This window comes from Methanoculleus sp. UBA303 (assembly GCA_002501655.1).
Lineage (GTDB): Archaea > Halobacteriota > Methanomicrobia > Methanomicrobiales > Methanoculleaceae > Methanoculleus.
In genome coordinates this window covers 1-16790 of the sequence record DANY01000033.1, presented here as the reverse complement: position 1 = coordinate 16790, position 16790 = coordinate 1, and the positions used below count along the sequence as shown (strand labels likewise).

The following is a 16790-nucleotide window of genomic DNA, read 5'->3' as shown; positions in this document are numbered from 1 at the left end:
GCCAGAATGGGGCACCGGGGAGCCCCGCCGATCTGCCGGCCTTGCCCCACTCCCACCGCCCCCACCTGTGCGCGCTGCCTGCCGATCCCGGCGCCCTCTTCGGCTAACCCTTTGTCTTCGACGAACCGGCCAACCCAATTCTCTGGATGTTGCCGGTAACCCCCGGTTTTCGCGCTAACTTCTCCTGGAACGATTCTGTTCAGGGCTGTCCCGGGCCATGCCCGTGCCGGGAGGAAGAAACTGCCCGGCACCCTGTCGGGAAAGACGTGCCGGGATGACGCTTCAGGCCGGACGATGAGTGCAGCAGAGGCCCGGGGTTTTTTCCCGTTTCTCGTCAGGAACAACCATCACAACCCTCCGGAAGCTTCAATCCAGGAATTTATCGCTATCCGGGGTCACCTATAGATATTTGACGCCCATAGTGGACCTATTCGTAGATGTGGACCGTTGGTAACGGTCGTGTGGACGGGAACAACTGCAATACGGGCGTTAAGAGCCCGGAACCGCCGGTGGAGGAGAGCGGCGACCCGGTGAAACGGCTCGCCCGGCACCGGGCGGTCCCGGCGGCGGTGAGGGAGACGCAGGAGAGGCTTAAAGGAGGAGCTGACCCAATCATTCATGCGGACAGGGCGATCGGGAGGAGAGGGCGATGTCTGGGGATCTGATTGTTCAACTACGGGAGATGATGGAACTTCCGGAGGAAACTGAATGCATCGAGTTTAAGGAAGCAAAAAACGATTACGGCTTCGATAAAATCGGAAAATACTTCTCAGCACTGAGCAATGAAGCCAACCTGCATGGTAAACCGGCGGGCTGGCTGATCTTCGGCGTCACCGACAAACTGCCCAGAAAGATTGTCGGATCAAATTACCGTCTTACCCCGCCCGGTCTCGATCGTCTCAAAGAGGAGATTGCGCAGCATACGAACCATCGTATAACGTTTGTCGCCGTCCACAACCTTGCGGTCGATGAGAAGCGAGTGGTGATGTTTGAGATCCCTCCGGCTCCACGCGGCGTTCCGACCACATGGAATGGCGCTGCATATGGCCGTATCCACGAGTCTCTCGGACCCTTGCTCTCCATGAGATTGAAGAGATACGCAGGCAGGCTCCTCAGGATGACTGGTCGGCGATGATCTGTGAGGGTGCCACACTTGCGGATCTCGATCCTGAGGCGATTGCCTTTGCGCGGGGAAAATACAAAACGAGATACGATGGGAAACACCCAGATCGTGCGAAAGAGGTTGATGAGTGGGATGATCTTACTTTCCTTACGAAGGCGAAGGTATGTAACCAGGGTCGGATTACGAATACTGCAGTCCTTCTCCTTGGAAAGAGTGAGGCAGCGTCCCTCCTCTCACCCGCAATTGCACACATCACCTGGGTTCTCAGGGACCAGGGCGAGGTGGAGATCGACTATGCCCATTTCGGGCCGCCGCTGATCCTCGCCGTCGACAGGGTTTTTAGCAAGGTCCGAAACCTCACAGTCCGCTACATCCCGGGGGAGACACTGTTCCCTCTTGAGGTGACGCAGTATGATCCCTGGGTGATCCGTGAGGCGTTGCACAACTGCATCGCCCACCAGGACTACCAGCAGTCTGCCCGTATCACCGTGACCGAGAGGCCGGGTTCCCTGATGTTTACCAATCGAGGAGATTTTATACCGGGGAGCGTCCGGAATGTGATCGAGCGCGATATGCCGCCTGACCGGTATCGAAACCCCTTCCTTGCCGGTGCAATGGTCGAGTTGAAGATGATCGACACCATCGGCAGCGGGATCAAGCGCATGTTTCGGGTACAACGGGATCGCAATTTTCCGATGCCGGATTACGATCTCAACGAGGAGGGTGTGGTGCGGGTCACGATTCCCGGCCGGGTGATCGATGAGCGCTACACCCGTATGTTGATCAAGCGAAAAGATCTGACGCTGATGGATGTGATCGCCCTTGATAAGGTACAGAAGGGTTATTCCATCACGCCGGAGGAGCGGACTGTTCTCCGGAAGAAGAAACTCATTGAGGGGCGGCATCCGAATCTCTATGTTTCGGAGAGTGTTGCGGCCGAGACCGATACACGGGCCGATTATATCAGGAAGCGGTCGTTTGACAGGGCATACTTCAAGGATATGGTGGTAGCGTATCTCAAGACCTATCATGAGGCGGAGAGAGCAGATATTGAAGACCTGCTGCTGGACAAGGTTTCCGATGCTCTGAATGAGAATCAAAGACGCCGTTTCATTAAGGATCTGCTCCAGGAGATGCGGATAGAGGGAACGATCACGACTATCGGGAAGACAAGGAGCGCGAAATGGGTGCTCACCCCCTCAACCCCGGAGAAGGCATGATTGGGGATCTGGTTGGGGGGATGATTGTCGAAGATTGTCGAAGTGATGCCAAATGTTTGGACTCAAATTGCGAAATAAGTGGCTTTGCGTTGATACTGTAAACCCGGGATTGGACGAAGATTGGATGAAGATTGTCGAATCGGCGCCAAATATTTGGACCGGGATCGCGAAATAACCTGTTTTGCGTTGATACTGTAATCCTGGGATTGGCGAAAGATTGCAGAAGGATACCGCGGTCCCAAAGGGCCGGACAACAACGACCACCTTGCCGCCCGCGACCCGGCCTGCAGATACTGCAGGATCGGTTCCCGCAGTTGCCGCATGACCCGCCGAAGGCGCTGCCCGAGCAGATCGCCGGTAGAACCTCCAGACAAACCTGATCGACCCGGTCGTCGCCCTACTCCCCCACGCTCCCCCCGTACACCACCTGCCCGAAGCTGATGCACCCGTCCCCGAGCGGATACTCCCGGTTCACAACCACCTCAAGTCCGGCGGCGCGAACCTCACCGACGATCGTCTCCCGGATCGCCCGGTTATACGCCACCCCGCCCGAGAGCGCCACCCGGGGGATCCCCCGCTCCTGTGCCGCCCGGACGGCCATCGCAGCGACCCCCCGGGCAAGGTTGTACTGGAACGACGCGGCGATGTCCGCCCGCCGCTCCCCGGCGGCCATCCGCCGGTACGCCTCCGCAAGGAGCGACCGGGTCGAGAAGACCTCGCGCCCTCCATCGCGCGAGAATTCAAGGTCCCAGGCCGCCGCCCTCCCGGCGCATGCCGCCGACTCAAGTTTCATCGCCGGCTCGCCGTCATAGGTCCGCTCCCGGCAGATACCGAGGAGGGCTGCGGCGGCGTCCAGCACCCGGCCGGTGCTCGATGTGGCGGCGACGTTTAACCCCCGCTCCACCTGCCGGGTGAGGACTGCGAGTTCGATATCGCTCCACCCTCTCGACGCTAAGAGGTCTCGGACCCCCGATGTCGGCAGGATCCCGTACAGCATCCGCTCCGGGAACCGTGTGGCGAGGTCGCCGCCCGGCATCGGGACAACCTCGAGATGGGCGACCCGGTCGAGGTGGGGGACCTTCCCGGCAAAGACCTCACCGCCCCAGATTGTCCCGTCGTCGCCGTAGCCCACACCGTCGATCGCGATCCCGACGCACTCCTCCCGGGTCGTGGCGGCGATATGCGCCCGGTGATGCTGGACGGCGAGGAGTTCCGCCCCGGCCGCTTCCGCAACCTCGTGGGCGTAGCGGGTCGAGAGGAACTGCGGGTGGAGGTCGTGGACAACCCGGTCGTATCGTGCGCCGACAAGCCCCCCGATCTTCTCCACCGTCTCCTGCAGGTAGGCGAGGGTCTGGGGGTTTCTGACGTTTCCCACATGGGGCGATGTGATGCAGAACCCGTTACGGTATACAGAGATATTCGCGTTCAACTCCGGGCCGACGCCGAGGATGCACGCATCACCAAGGTCGATCGCCGTCCGTTTCGGGGCGAGGCCCCTTGATAAGCGTATGATGTAGCCGTCCCGGACGACCGAGTCGTCGCACCGGTTGATGATCCGGCGGTCGTGGGTGAGGATATAGTCCACCTGCCTTGAGAGCCGGTCGAGGGCGACCGAGAGATCGGTGATCATCGGGTAGCCCGGCAGGTTCGCGCTCGTCATCACGAGGAGCGGATGGGCGAGGTGTGCAAAGAGGAGGTGGTGCAGCCCGGTGTAAGGAAGCATGCACCCGATGGTGTGGAGGTTCGAGATCCCCCGGAGGGATGCAGAATCCCGCTTTGCGAGCACCACGATCGGCCGTTCCCGCGAGTGGAGGATCCGCCGGTCTTCGTCTGATACTATCGCGATCCGTTCCACCTCTTCGGGGGTCGCCATCACCGCGAGGGGCTGCTCCGTCCGACCCAGGCGGCGTTTCAGCTCACCGGCCGCCTCTTCTGTGCAGGCGATATGGAACCCCCCGATCCCCCGGACGGCGACGATCGAGCCCGCATCGAGAAGGGCCGCCGCCTCCCGGACGGGATCGCCCTCGACCTGCGTCCCGTCAGCCCGGATCAGGGTGAGGTGCGGCCCGCAGGCGGCACAGGCAATCGTCTGGGCGTGGTGGCGCCGGCACGACGGGTCGGTATACTCGCTCCCGCAGGCAGCACACATAGGAAACACCGCCATGGAAGTGCGTTCCCGGTCGTAGGGAGTGGTGTTGATGATACTGTACCGGGGGCCGCAGTTGACGCAGGATGTGGCCCAGTAACCCTCATACCGCCCACCCGGAGTAAATATATCGACGATACAGTCGTCACAGGTGGCAACGTCGGCCGGGATGAACCCCGAGAGGTTCCCGGAACCGCTCTCAAGGATAGTAAACGTATCGGGTGCGCCGCCGCGCAGATCCTGGACTTCTACGGAATCTATATGAGATAATGGCGTCCCCCGGGAAACGGCCGCCAGGAACTCTTCAAAGCGATCCCCAAACGCATGGATCTCCACCTCGCTCCCGAGATTCTTGACGGTCCCGGTGATTCCGAATTCCTGGGCCCTAGCGTAGACAAAGGGACGAAAACCGACCCCCTGAACGATGCCCCGGATGATGATGGTGCCACGTGTACGCATCGAAAAATCAGCAAAAATTTATGGAGTTATACAACGATATAATAATAGGGTATCGCATTGACGGGACATATTAAAATTCTTAACGATCCGGTAGAACTGGTTCCTCTTCTTATAACGTTCAATAATGCAGATTATAAAAAGATCTATGAACTCTTAAACAAGACCTGGTTGACCGAGGAGGAACTGGGGACGCACGCCGAGGCTTCGACAGTGATCGAGTGCCTCTCCATCCTCAGGAAGGGAAACCTGATCGAAGAACAGTGGCGGATGCCGAAGCCCGGAGAGAAGCCAACGAAAGAATACCGGGCGACATACAGCAAATTCAGGGCCAGTTTCCAGTGTTCTATGGGAGACATTGGAGACCTGCTGCACATCGCCGTCTCAAACGACGCAGGGCTCCGTTCAATCGTGGACTCGGTCGAACAGGAGATTGTGGCCGGGACCACCTCGATCGGTGATATATCCAGAAAATACGGGGTCAGTTCGACCTTCATCAAGGGGCTGGCGAAAAGGATCCCCGGTCTCGACGTGAAAGGGCAGGGAATGGTGTTGCTTGACCGAATACGCTGAAGATCCCCTTTACATCATCCTGCGCAGCAAACGGGAGGCCACCCGGTTCCAGATCCTGGTGGAGATCGCCGAGCATCAGCCGTCCATCCGCCAGCAGGAGATCGCCGGGAAACTCGGCGTGACACCCCAGGCTGTCTCCGAGTATATCCGGGAGATGGTGGATGAAGGACTGGTCACCGCTCACGGCCGGGGCCGCTACGAGGTGACAAAGAGCGGGATCGAGTGGGTTCTGCGGCACGCCGAGGCGCTCGAGTCCTATGCTCGCCACGTCAACCGGGACATCATACAGCAGGTGGCTGTCTGGACGGCCATTGCCCGGGACGGGGTCCAGAAGGGGGATACGGTCGGTGTCTTCATGCAGGACGGGTGGCTCTATGCGACGAAGCAAGAGCAGAGCGCCACAGGCCGGGCGACCATGGACGCAGAGCCCGGGGAAGATCTCGGTGTCGCCCACTTAAACGGCATCATCGAGCACGCGGAGGGACTCATCCATGTCTGCAAGGTGCCGCGGGTGGAGCGGGGCGGGTCGCGGCAGGTCCGCCCGGATCTCCTGCGGGCCGCCATCCGGGACGCAGAGATGGTGGCCGCTGTCGGTCTCGAGTCCTACGTAGCTCTCAGGAAGGCGGATATCAAGCCGGATATGTTCTTCGGGTCCCGGGAGGGAGTCATCGAGGCGGCGTTCCACGGCCGGGAGTGCGCAATACTCATCGTCGATGAGGAGTTTACCGACTTCCTCAAACGGCTGGAGACGGTGGGGCTCACCTACACGATCCACGACCTGATCGCACCATGATGGTTATTGTCCAGCCCCAGAAAGGCACATATAAACTGCTGTTTGTCGAAGGCGGCCGCGTCGAGGGTTCCGGGTTCGTCGACCTGACCGCGACACCGAAGGGCCAGCGGCCCAAGAACTTCAAGATGCGCAGGCGTGGCAAGCAACTCAAGCCCACCCCGACCCGGGACCTGATCACACTGCTGCGCCGGTCTTCGGTGCACCTTGCAGCGAAAAGCCCGGAGTTTGAGTCGTTCCTTGCCGACCTCCAGATCCCGTCATCGAGGATCGACATCTGCCGGTTCTGCCAGATCGAGGACCGGTTTGTTCCCGTCGATAAGGCGACCGGTGTCCGGTACGGTGGGGAGTGGATCTGCATGGACTGCGCAAAGCGCGAGATGCGCCGGGAACTCGGCTACCTGGGCAAATTCGGCGGCTCCGTCCTGGTCCACCTGGAGAAACTCCTCCTCCAGGTCCGGGATCTCGACCGGGTTCTGGCATCGGTGGGGCCTGAGCATCCCGACCGGAAGCGGACCCTTTTTGACCGGCTGGAGGCGCACGAGGTCCAGAAGACTGCCCATATCACCGATCTCCCGCTGCCCCCTGCGTTTGCGAAGGCTGCCGGGGTCGATTACCTGATGCCTGTCCAGCAGCTCGCCGTCCAGGACGGGCTTCTCGAGGGACAGCACCTCCTCGTCGTCTCCGCCACGGCGAGCGGCAAGACCTTCATCGGGGAGATGGCCGGTATGAAGAACTTCCTCGAAGGGCGGGGGAGGATGCTCTTCCTGGTCCCACTGGTCGCGCTCGCGAACCAGAAGTACCAGCGGTTCCGCGACCGCTACGGCCACCTTGTCCGGGTCACCCTGCAGACCGGGGTGAGCCGCCTCAACCTCCCCGAGACCCGCCCGGCAGGGGACCGGGACGTTAACGCACCCCTCGTGGTGGGGACCTACGAGGGGATCGATCACGCTCTCCGGACCGGGCGGTCCTTGAAGGATATCGGGACCGTCGTCATCGACGAGGTCCAGATGCTTGAAGACCCCGAGCGGGGTCACCGCCTCGACGGGCTGATCGCCCGGCTCAAGCATGTCGCCCCCGAGGCCCAGTTCCTCTACCTCTCGGCCACGATCGGGGTCCCGGGACTGCTTGCAGAGAAACTCGGGGCGAACCTGGTCCGCTATGCGGATCGGCCGGTCGCCCTGGAGCGCCACCTCCTCTTCGTGGAGCGGTCGAAGAAGATCGGGTTCATCAAGCAGATGGTCGCCGAGGAGTACAAGGTGCGGTCATCCAAGGGTTACCGGGGCCAGACGATCGTCTTCACCAACTCCCGGGCCCGGTGCCATGTCATCGCTGACGCCCTCGGCAAGAACGCCGCTCCCTACCATGCGGGGCTGTCCGCACAGGAACGCCGGGACGTGGAGCGGCGCTTTGCCAGCGGGGAGATCGCCGCTGTCGTGACCACGGCGGCGCTTGCCGCCGGCGTCGATTTCCCGGCGTCTCAGGTGATCTTTGATGCCCTTGCTATGGGCATCAAGTGGCTCACCGTACAGGAGTTCCACCAGATGATGGGCCGGGCAGGCCGGCCCGACTTCCACGACCTTGGCCGGGTGGTCATCATGGCGGAGCCCGGCGGGTCGTACTCCCGGACGTCCGGGAAGACTGAGGAGGAGGTCGCCGTCGGCCTCCTGCGGGGCGAGATGGAAGAGGTCGCTCCCGAGTACGATATGGAGCAGAGTTCGGAGGAGTTCGTAGCGAACGCTGTGGTCTGTGGCGGCGACGAGCAGCAGGTCATCCGGATGACCCGCTCAATGGTCGGGACGCTGGAGCCGGCGCTCCCCACCCTCCTCGATTATGGGCTGGTCCGGCGGCGGGCGGGGCGTATCGAACTCACCGATATGGCCCGGGTGATGGCCGAGCACTTCATCGGCGCCGAGCGCCTGATCGAGATCAAGGACCTGGTCCGGCAGATGGACGATGCAGCCGAGGTCATCGCGGAGCTCGAGTGCGCCGAGGAGAAGACACCGTAACGGCGCCCGAGTCCCTCTTTTCGAACCCCTGGAACTATCTCAAGCTCCGCGATGCCGTCTGTCGCCGATACCGATCCAGAGCATCTGAACGGCTGCCGGCTGCATCTCTCCGGGAGGGCCGTGAGAAGAAGGTGGCCTATCCGGGCCCCGGAGCCTCACCGTTGGCGCCTTCACGAGCGCTCCTCCGCATCATCATGGCGAAGATCGCGGTTCCGAGGAGGCTTATTGCCCCGCCGATGTAGAAGACGGCCTCGACGCCGACGAAGTCCATGAACGCACCCCCCATCAGCGGTGCGATGATCATGCCGATGCCAAAGACCGTGTTATAGGCACCCATCGAGGTCCCCATCCCGATGGTCCGGCCCACATCGACCGTCAGGGCCATGAGGGACGGCTGCTGGATGGCGCCCCCGACGCCTATGATGGAGGTGATCACGAGCAGGGGCCAGAACGACCGGGAGACGGGAATTACTGCGAGCGCTATCGCTGCTATGGCTGATCCGATGATGATCAGGACGACCTTGTTCCCGGTGTCGGTGAGCCTCCCTATCGGCACCTGGAGGAGCGCCATCAGGAAGGTGTTCGCGGAGAGGACGATACCCACCTCGAAAGGGCTTAAAGCGATCAGGGGAGCAAAGACCGGGATGAAGACCATCATGCCCCCGCGGCCGAGGGCGCTGATGAAACTGAAGACCATGACCCCTCGCATGACCGGCAGCGAGAAGATCGCACGCATCGGAACGTGCGGGGAGTCCGGGAGCGCCAGAGAACCCGGCTTTGCTTCCGGGAGGGATATGGCGACGAGGAGTGTGGCGAACGCCGAGAGGCCGGCCATGACGTAGAAGACCGACGGCATCCCGAGCGTGTCGTTCAGGAACCCACCGAGGAGCGGCCCCACCCCCATGCCAAGGAACATCGATATGGAGAAGTTCCCCATCTGGCTCCCTTCCTTCCCCTTCTCCGAGAGGTCCGCGATATAGGCCATGGCTATCGGAACGACCATGGCCGACGCCAGCCCGTGAATGAGGCGGACAACCGTGAGCGAGTAGACACTGCCGGCGATGAGGTAGGCGAGCGACGTGACCGCGTAGACGAACATCCCGATGAGGATGATCCACTTCCTCCCCTGCCGGTCCGATATCCGGCCGATGATGGGCATGAAGACTGACCGTGAGAGCGCGAAGGCTGAGAATATGATGCCGAGCCAGATACCGGTCGCACCCAGGTTCTCCGCGTAGATGGGGAGGAGGGGGCTGACGACACCGAGCCCGAGCATGGTGGCAAAGACGGATATAAATAAGACGTTATAAATTCGTTTGGCAGTATTCATGCAGGATACACCTGATTCGGGATCAAAGCCGCAAGATGAGTCTTGCGGTAATCGTTCACAAATGCGGTGAAAATAGTTGGTAGCGATTGACCTTATATTGACCCGGTCGTCCGCCGGCTGAAGTTATACCCGTCGCGTGACGCAGCACCACCGGTCGTAGATGGGGTCACGCCGGTTCTCGAAGACCCCGGCATCCCGCCCCTGCCCGGCGCACCACCCTTCTACCCGGGCCGCCTCGGCCTCTGTGCCGACGGTGATCAGCGCTTCGCCGGTGAGGTCGAGGAGCCCGGTGATGATCCCTTCCCAGAGGGAAGCGTTATAGGAGTAGATCTCCCCGGCCATGAACACGGCGCCGAGGGGCACCGGCTTAATGTAGCAGGAAGCCTCCTGTGCGTCGATGCACATGGTGTCTTCCGGCGCAAGGCGGCCCCGGGAAAGCCCGAGCGCGAGAAGGCCTGGGTCGTTGTCGTAGGCGAGCGCCCGCACGCCGCCCGCCCGGAGGGCCGCGGTACCGACACCCGACCCGCAGCAGCAGTCGAGGCAGCAGGTTCCCGCACGGTCACCCCAGACTTCGTCGAGGAGGTCGCGGATTTTTCCTTCCCGGTCGGGACGCAGGTCTTCGAGGGCAGAGTGCACGGTTGCGCAGATATCGAGGCTGTAGTACTCCCGGACCGCCGAGAGCCATGCTTCCCGGCTCTCCTGATAGATCTCGCCGCCGACGGCCTCAAAGCACTCGATCGCCGCGAGCGTCGGGTCCCGGAAGAGGAACGAGATGGCCTGCCAGCCGTTCGAACCGTCGTGGAGCGCGAGCGCGAGCGGCCCCTCCTCCTCATCGACCAACAACCGGGCCTCGTCCGGTCTCGCCCGGAGCAGCAGGGCTGTACAGAAGTCTTCCGTCAGTTCCGCAAACGACGGTTCAACCATCCGGCACCCGTCGACCTCAAGGATATCTGCAACCTTCATACTTCTCGCCTCTCGATCTTCAGGCCCCCCGGCGCCCGGATGACCCCATCCACGCGGGCATCCTCGTGCAGGGTGAGACCCCGGCAGGAGACGTCCCCGAGGATATGCACCTCCTGCTCGACCGTCACATCGCCGTCGCTCTGGACGTCACCGTGGATGACCGATCCTCTGGCGATGCTCGCGCCTTCCCGCAGGTGGAGGCTCCCGAAGACCGTCGTCTCCTCCCGGATCGCGATCGACTCCGCACGGATGTTCCCGTGCAGCCGGCACCCCGCCCCGACGGTCATCCTCTCCGGGACCGAGAAGGTCTGCATATTGAGGACGGCGCCGGCCGGGATCATCAACGGTGTGGCGGCGGGGGCCTCCTCATCGTTGAAGAGTTTCTGGAGGACAGCGTCCAGTTCATCCTCCTTCTCTATCCCGAGGACGGCCACCAGGTACATCATGATATAGATGATGACCGGCATCGGGTTGCGGATGGAGATCCAGCCCTTCGCCTCAAATCCACGCTCGATCTGGACGTTGTCCCCGATATCGAGGTCGCCTTTGACGACGAGTTTCCCCTGGATCTTCACCCCCTCGCCGAGGTAGGCGTCCTCCTCCACGACGACATCGCCAGCGACCTCGCACCAGTTGTCTATCCGGACGTCTCCGCCCGCAGTGATGTTGCCGTTGATCCTGCTGAACTCGCAGACCACGACATCGTTTCCCGAGAGGCCGTAATCTATCCGGCACCGTTCACCGATGACAATATCCTGCCCGGTCTTGAGCGTCCTCTCCTGGAGTTCGGTATGGTCCGGGAGGGTGCAGGCCCTGATCCAGTCGTGGTCTCCTGTCGGTTCCATTTACCTGGTATGATCTTCATGCGCCATACTTATGACTCTTATTAATTAGATCGAGGACGATCGGCATGAGATCGCAGCCGCGGATACGGTTGAGGCCGCCCTCCGCACACGAGACCTCGTCGAACCGGACCGTCCGGTCCACCCTGACCCCGGGGCCCCTGATGACGACCGGCACCGGGTCGGCGCTGTGGTCTTTGATCGAACAGGGGGTGCTGTGGTCGGCGCAGACGACGAGCAGGGTATCCTCGAGACCGAGCAGCGGCTCGAGCGCCGCGTCGATCACCTCGATGAAGTCCCGCTTCTGGATCCCTTTTCCATCGTGGCCGGCCTCGTCCGCGCCCTTGATGTTCATCAGCACGAAGTCTTTTCGGTCGAGTTCCCCGAGCGTTGCCTTCACCTTGGCGTCCAGGTCGGAGTCGACCGACCCGGTCGTTCCCGGCACCGGTATATGCTCGAGCCCCACAACTTTCCCTATCCCGGATATGAGCGTAGCCGCGGAGATGACGCTCCCGGAGAGACTGTAACGCTCCTGAAACTGCGGGAACGCGCCCATCTTCCCGGCGCCCCGGATCAGGAGGAGGTTTGCGGCCGGGAGGCCCTCCTCGATCCGCCGGGCGTTCAACGGGTGGTCGGAGAGAACCTTTGCGGACTGGCGGATGAACTCGTTGCAGGCTTCTGCAGTCTTTGCGTCTGCCGGATCGTCGGTGCAGGCCCGGATGGTGAGCGGCCGTACCCCTTCCTTCTTCGGGTCGTTTGAGGAGACCTTATCACCGAGACCTTCCCCCACCAGAGCGAGGGCCGCCCGGTGGCCGGCGCCCGACTCGAACCTGAACCCGAGACCGAGCGGTGAGAGGTCCACGCTCTCCCGGATCGCCTCCGAGAGGGGTCCGGTCCCGGATATCCGCCCGGCCCGGCGGTCGGTGATGAGGCCATCCCCCCCCACCGTGGCGAAGTTGCACCGGAACCCTATCATTCCGGCGGTCATGTGGATGCCGGTCCCCTCGGCCTCGAGCGGGCCCCGGCCGGTGTAGTACTCCTGCGGCGGGTAGCCGAGCAGTGCGAGGTGGGAGGTGTCGGAGCCGGGGCGTATGCCGGGAGCGATGGTATCCATGATGCCGCAGACGCCCTCCGCGGCGATCCGGTCGAGGACCGGGGTCCGTGCGGCGGCGAGGGGGGTCCGTCCGTTCAGCGCTTCACAGGGACGGTCGGATATACCGTCCAGCACCAGGAATAATACCTTGTGAGCAATCATCGAAAACAGGTGAGATCCCGAACCTGATTACTCTTCCCGGTGGGCGGGGAAGGTCCGGGTCACCGGGGGTGGGCTGACCTCTGAAGAGGGACACACCGCTTTGCATGGCGGAGCGCCTCCTTCGCGAGGGCATCACCCCGCCTGCAGCACTCCTCCTTGCAGTCGATCATGATGAGGATATTGGCCGTCTTGATCATGTCGGCCGAGAGGCACCGGATATCCACGGCAAGGTCGTCACTGATGACCGCCTCCACGTCGCATATGACATCGTAGAGTTGGTGAGAGTATCGGTCGAGCAGAGCGTTTGCGATGGAAACCCAGGCCCCGCTGCTCTCCCTCTCACGGAGGCCGGTCCACTCCCGGTGGAACTGGACGAGCATCCTCCTGATGATCCAGAGGGCCACCTTCTGCTGCTCGTCCGGGGTCCCGGGGCAGAGCACAGTCTGCTTTGCCCGCCGCGCACCTCCCGGTTGCTCTTCGGCCGTCACTATCTTCACCCCCTGCACGCTCCGGCGGAGGTATAACCCGGCCATAGGGTATATACCCTTCGTGCCGTCTCCGTCGCACGGATCCTGTGACTGGTGAAGATACGGATAAGTTAAAATTGGGGTGAGCAGCCGACCTTATACGGTCGCGATCTGCTCCAGTTTGGACTTGGTTATCTCGACCCGGCGGATCGGATAGATCGTCTTTACGACCTTGAAGACGTCCCGTGCCATGTCGCCGGAGACGATATCCTTGACCAGTGTCTCTAAGTCGCTCTCGGCCGCCCGGGCAGTCAGGGCCTGCGATATCGCCTGCCGCACAGCGTGGACCTGGCTCTGCTCGGCCCTTGATAAGGTGAGACAGACGACCGTCACCCGCAGGAGTTTGCCGTCCTTGCTGATGACCGGGTGGATGGTGTCGATACGGGATGCCCGCCGCTTGACCATCGACCGGAGGTAGTCCCGGGTCACTTCGTGCCCGATGAACTCGGTGTACGCGGCGTCACCGGCCACGTTGTTGATCTTAAACCTCATCTTGATGTGGGACTTTGAGTAGTCCTGCACAACTTCGCCGAGCGTTGCGGTCATAACCCGACCGACCATGTTCGCGGGGTCGGCCGAGATGGTGTCGCCGATCTCAACTTTGCCGAAGGCGTCGGGTACGTAGACACGGTACCACTTCTTGGCCTTCCAGCCTTCCACCCTTCTTCCAACCTGTTTCTTCCTTGCCATGGTATCACTTCTTTCTGATTATATCATTCTTCAGCCTGAACGCACTCCGGAGTTCTCCGCCGTTTCGTTGAAGCGCAGGTGCATACGTCCTCCGCTATCGCCAGGTTCATGAGGTAGTCGTCCATCGAAGCGATGATCGACCGAAGTCTGGTCCCGTCGATCTCGGCCCGCACCCCTCCCTCGATCGGGTATGTCCTGATCAGGGTGAGGTTGTCAGGCTCGAGCGCCGCCGCCACACATCCGGGAAGGCTGTGCGGCGTCTCGATGGTGCCCTCGATCCGGATCATGCGGGAACCGCCTCCAGGAGTCCCTGCCTGAACCGATCCACCTGGTCGGCGCCGATCAGGGCGCCGGCCCTCCGGTGGTGCCCGCCACCCTGGCCGCCGCACGCCTCCGCGAGCCCCCGCATCAGCGCCTCGAGGTCGAGGTCAATGCCGGGCGGACAGCGTGCCGATACGGAGTAACGGTCCCCTCTCTGTCCGATGACGAATACAGGGCCGTTCTGGACGAAGTCGTTTGCGAGTGCATCCGCGACGTCGCTTGCCACGGATCCGTCGTCCACCGCAAAGAGGGCGAGGCGCTCGTCGAGACGGCGCGCCCCGCGGATGCCGGCGACGACCGCCTGCCGGTAACGGGCGGTGATCTCCCAGGCCTCCTTGAGCGCGTGCGTCGAGCGGAGGCAGAGTGATGCGCCGATATCCCCGGATCCGGCCTTGCCGCAGGCGTCGACGACGGCGGCGAGGTTCACGGCCTCGTCGATCACTTCCCGGCCGAGGCTGTAGGTGGTGCCCCAGATCCCGCAGAGTGCGGAGTGCGAGGCCGTCGGAGCGGCCGTGAGCACGACCCGGGAGAGGAGGGACTCGACGTCTACGTCGTCCTCGTCGGTGACCTGCGCGACCAGTGCCCGGGCGGCGTCGGGAACGCCCGAGAACCCGGCGAGGTACGGGTTGACGGCGAGCGCGAGCTGCTCGACGAGCCCCCTCCCAGGAAGGCGGATGCCGCGGCGGGGTGCGATGAACCCGTTTGCGATGCCTTCGCTGTATATGTCCCGGTTCGGCCCTTCGTTCTCCTGGCCGTCTCCTATGATCCCGAGGAGGGCGAGGCCCGCGAGGTCCCGGTTGTCGCCCATGCGCTGGGCGACGAGGTAGGCCGCACCGGCCGCCGAGAGGTTCCGGTCGCCGTCGATCCCGGCGAGGCGCGGGTTGACGTGGTAGTCGCCCTCGAAGTGGGGCAGGTGGTGGTCCACCACCATCACGTCGTCGGGGAGGTCCGAGAGTGCTGATCCAAAATCGCAGAGGAGCACGCTGCCGTCGTGAGGGACGTCGGCCGTGGTGATGCTTGAGCGGATCCTCAGCCGGAATTGCCCGCCTTCACGGAACATAGCGTGGCAGAGGATGGATGCGGCGGCTATGCCGTCCGCATCGTGGTGCGCCAGCACCTCCACAAACTCCTGCTCGATGAGGTGGCCGGCCAGGCGAGCAGCAGCGGCGTCAAGCGACATGGATCATCAGCGGGTAAGCAGGATCTCCGCAGTCTCCGGTTTGTAAGTCCAGCCTTTCGGCATCCGTCCGGACTTGACGTAGTACTTGGTCAGCCTGCGCACCTTGGACTCGGTGATCTGGAGCTGCCGGGCGTTGTGAACATCCTTCTTGTTCTCCGCAAGGTGCTTCCTCAGCCCGAGCGCCTTCTGCATCAGGTTCCGAAGATCTTCGGGGATCTCGGACTCAAGCCCCTCCTCGCGGAGGATCTCGTTTACGCGCTTGCCAGTGGCGAGCTTGACGTCAGGGACGCCATACTTGTCTCGCAGCGCAAGGCCGATCTGACTGGTCGACATGCCGTCTTTGCGGAGATCGACGACGATCTTCTTGATCTCCGGTACGTCCGTGTTGGACCACTCGGGTGCTTCCTTCCGGTAGGGTCGGATGGAACTGCTGGTTCCGCGGCGCCGAGCGTACATTCTTGCCATTCATACACCTCCGTTAGATATACTATGCTAAGTCCAGAAAAGAGTCCGTTGACTGACTAATCTCTGTAATCCCGAGCCCTTGCGGGCCGTGCTTCCGGGAGCACGTCGGACTTACCATAGCCAGCACATATGGTGCTGCATCATATTCTCCCGGAGGCATCTTAAGGGTATCGTGCGGGTGCGCGAGATCCCCAAATTCGTCACGATTTGTAGGGGTTTATCTCTGCGGGGTTGAAGGCGGCATGAGCGGGCAGACTCCCTCCGCAAGGGGGGAGGTGAAAGCGGCGCCTCTTCTTCACTTTCACACCGCCCGGGTATTCTTTATGCCGGAGGGGAGTTACCATGACCCTATCGTATGTTGCGGCGGTACCAGTACCGGCTGTATCCGACCGAGGATCAGAAGACTCTGATCGCCAAGCACCTTGGGTGCTGCCGGTTCGTATACAACTGGGCCCTCAACCTCAAGAACACGGCGTACCACGACGGGGGCATCAGCCTGTCCAGATACGACCTCACGAACCAGCTTCCGGCGCTCAAAGAGGAGTTGCCGTGGCTGAAAGAGGTCAACGCCCAATCGCTGCAGCAATCGATTATCCATCTCTCCCGTGCGTTCACGAACTTCTTCGAGGGCCGGGCCGAAGCGCCGACCTTCAAGCAGAAGCACGCCCCAGAACAGGCGTTCACGGTACCCCAATCATACACTGTGGACTTCAAGCAGGGGACCGTGAAGCTCCCGAAGATCGGTTCGCTCAAAGTCAAGTATCACCGCACCTTCGTGGGCACGATGAAGTCTACAACCGTCATCCGCCAATCGACCGGCCGGTACTTCCTCAGTATCGTGGTCGAGGACGGGCGGAAGCCCCCGCAACCCGCCGACCCGATCCCGGATCAGACGGTCGG

At 62.1% G+C, this 16790-nt stretch carries 17 protein-coding genes; 7 read left to right on the top strand and 10 right to left on the bottom strand.

From position 1 onward, the window contains the following. Positions 1–437 precede the first annotated feature (437 nt). Genes BP846_RS07900 through BP846_RS07890 form a run of 3 tightly spaced genes read left to right on the top strand, consistent with a single transcriptional unit; the run spans position 438 to position 2343 of the window. On the top strand, positions 438–665 hold the full coding sequence (locus BP846_RS07900) for a hypothetical protein (RefSeq protein WP_292394167.1): 228 nt from the start codon (positions 438–440) through the stop codon (positions 663–665). Continuing rightward, on the top strand, positions 650–1135 hold the full coding sequence (locus tag BP846_RS07895; RefSeq protein ID WP_292394165.1) for an ATP-binding protein: 486 nt from the start codon (positions 650–652) through the stop codon (positions 1133–1135). The genes BP846_RS07900 and BP846_RS07895 overlap by 16 nt, the downstream gene beginning before the upstream one ends. After that, complete coding sequence (locus BP846_RS07890) at positions 1132–2343, top strand: ATP-binding protein (protein WP_292394163.1); 1212 nt, start codon at positions 1132–1134, stop codon at positions 2341–2343. The genes BP846_RS07895 and BP846_RS07890 overlap by 4 nt, the downstream gene beginning before the upstream one ends. A 397-nt stretch (positions 2344–2740) precedes the next feature. Here BP846_RS07890 and hypF read toward each other — a convergent pair whose 3' ends face one another. Next, positions 2741–4948 (bottom strand): carbamoyltransferase HypF, encoded by a 2208-nt coding sequence (gene hypF / locus BP846_RS07885; RefSeq protein ID WP_292394161.1) that lies wholly within the window; start codon positions 4946–4948, stop codon positions 2741–2743. Positions 4949–5005: 57 nt separating this feature from the next. Here hypF and BP846_RS07880 point away from each other — a divergent pair, with 57 nt between their 5' ends. Genes BP846_RS07880 through BP846_RS07870 form a run of 3 tightly spaced genes read left to right on the top strand, consistent with a single transcriptional unit; the run spans position 5006 to position 8317 of the window. Beyond that, positions 5006–5518: an ArsR family transcriptional regulator gene (locus tag BP846_RS07880; RefSeq protein WP_292394158.1), complete on the top strand. Its 513-nt coding sequence runs from the start codon at positions 5006–5008 to the stop codon at positions 5516–5518. Beyond that, a complete protein-coding gene (locus BP846_RS07875; protein ID WP_292394156.1) occupies positions 5502–6311 on the top strand; it encodes a winged helix-turn-helix transcriptional regulator in 810 nt (269 codons plus the stop codon). Before BP846_RS07880 ends, BP846_RS07875 begins: the two co-directional genes overlap by 17 nt. Beyond that, a complete protein-coding gene (locus tag BP846_RS07870) occupies positions 6308–8317 on the top strand; it encodes a DEAD/DEAH box helicase (protein ID WP_292394154.1) in 2010 nt (669 codons plus the stop codon). The genes BP846_RS07875 and BP846_RS07870 overlap by 4 nt, the downstream gene beginning before the upstream one ends. Before the next feature lie 136 nt (positions 8318–8453). Here the strand turns inward: BP846_RS07870 and BP846_RS07865 are convergent, their stop codons facing one another. The 9 genes from BP846_RS07865 to BP846_RS07825 form a co-directional block, all read right to left on the bottom strand. Continuing rightward, positions 8454–9647: an MFS transporter gene (locus tag BP846_RS07865; RefSeq protein ID WP_292394153.1), complete on the bottom strand. Its 1194-nt coding sequence runs from the start codon at positions 9645–9647 to the stop codon at positions 8454–8456. A 123-nt stretch (positions 9648–9770) separates the two neighbouring features. Beyond that, a complete protein-coding gene (locus BP846_RS07860; protein WP_292394151.1) occupies positions 9771–10610 on the bottom strand; it encodes a hypothetical protein in 840 nt (279 codons plus the stop codon). Then, positions 10607–11455 carry a polymer-forming cytoskeletal protein gene (locus BP846_RS07855; RefSeq protein ID WP_292394149.1) on the bottom strand — a complete coding sequence of 283 codons (849 nt, stop codon included), beginning with the start codon at positions 11453–11455 and terminating at the stop codon, positions 10607–10609. The genes BP846_RS07860 and BP846_RS07855 overlap by 4 nt, the downstream gene beginning before the upstream one ends. A 16-nt stretch (positions 11456–11471) precedes the next feature. After that, a complete protein-coding gene (locus tag BP846_RS07850; protein WP_292394147.1) occupies positions 11472–12707 on the bottom strand; it encodes a 2,3-bisphosphoglycerate-independent phosphoglycerate mutase in 1236 nt (411 codons plus the stop codon). A gap of 59 nt (positions 12708–12766) precedes the next feature. Beyond that, on the bottom strand, positions 12767–13240 hold the full coding sequence (locus BP846_RS07845) for a hypothetical protein (protein WP_292394145.1): 474 nt from the start codon (positions 13238–13240) through the stop codon (positions 12767–12769). 90 nt (positions 13241–13330) lie between these two features. Continuing rightward, positions 13331–13924: a 30S ribosomal protein S3ae gene (locus BP846_RS07840; protein ID WP_292394143.1), complete on the bottom strand. Its 594-nt coding sequence runs from the start codon at positions 13922–13924 to the stop codon at positions 13331–13333. 23 nt (positions 13925–13947) lie between these two features. Continuing rightward, a complete protein-coding gene (locus tag BP846_RS07835; RefSeq protein ID WP_292394140.1) occupies positions 13948–14211 on the bottom strand; it encodes a KEOPS complex subunit Pcc1 in 264 nt (87 codons plus the stop codon). Further along, complete coding sequence (locus tag BP846_RS07830; protein WP_292394138.1) at positions 14208–15425, bottom strand: DHHA1 domain-containing protein; 1218 nt, start codon at positions 15423–15425, stop codon at positions 14208–14210. The genes BP846_RS07835 and BP846_RS07830 overlap by 4 nt, the downstream gene beginning before the upstream one ends. A 6-nt stretch (positions 15426–15431) precedes the next feature. Beyond that, complete coding sequence (locus BP846_RS07825; protein WP_292394136.1) at positions 15432–15890, bottom strand: 30S ribosomal protein S15; 459 nt, start codon at positions 15888–15890, stop codon at positions 15432–15434. Positions 15891–16245: 355 nt separating this feature from the next. Between BP846_RS07825 and BP846_RS07820 the strand changes: the two genes are divergently transcribed. Then, positions 16246–16790 (top strand): transposase (locus tag BP846_RS07820; RefSeq protein WP_292394134.1); only part of this gene is annotated, 545 nt, incomplete at its 3' end.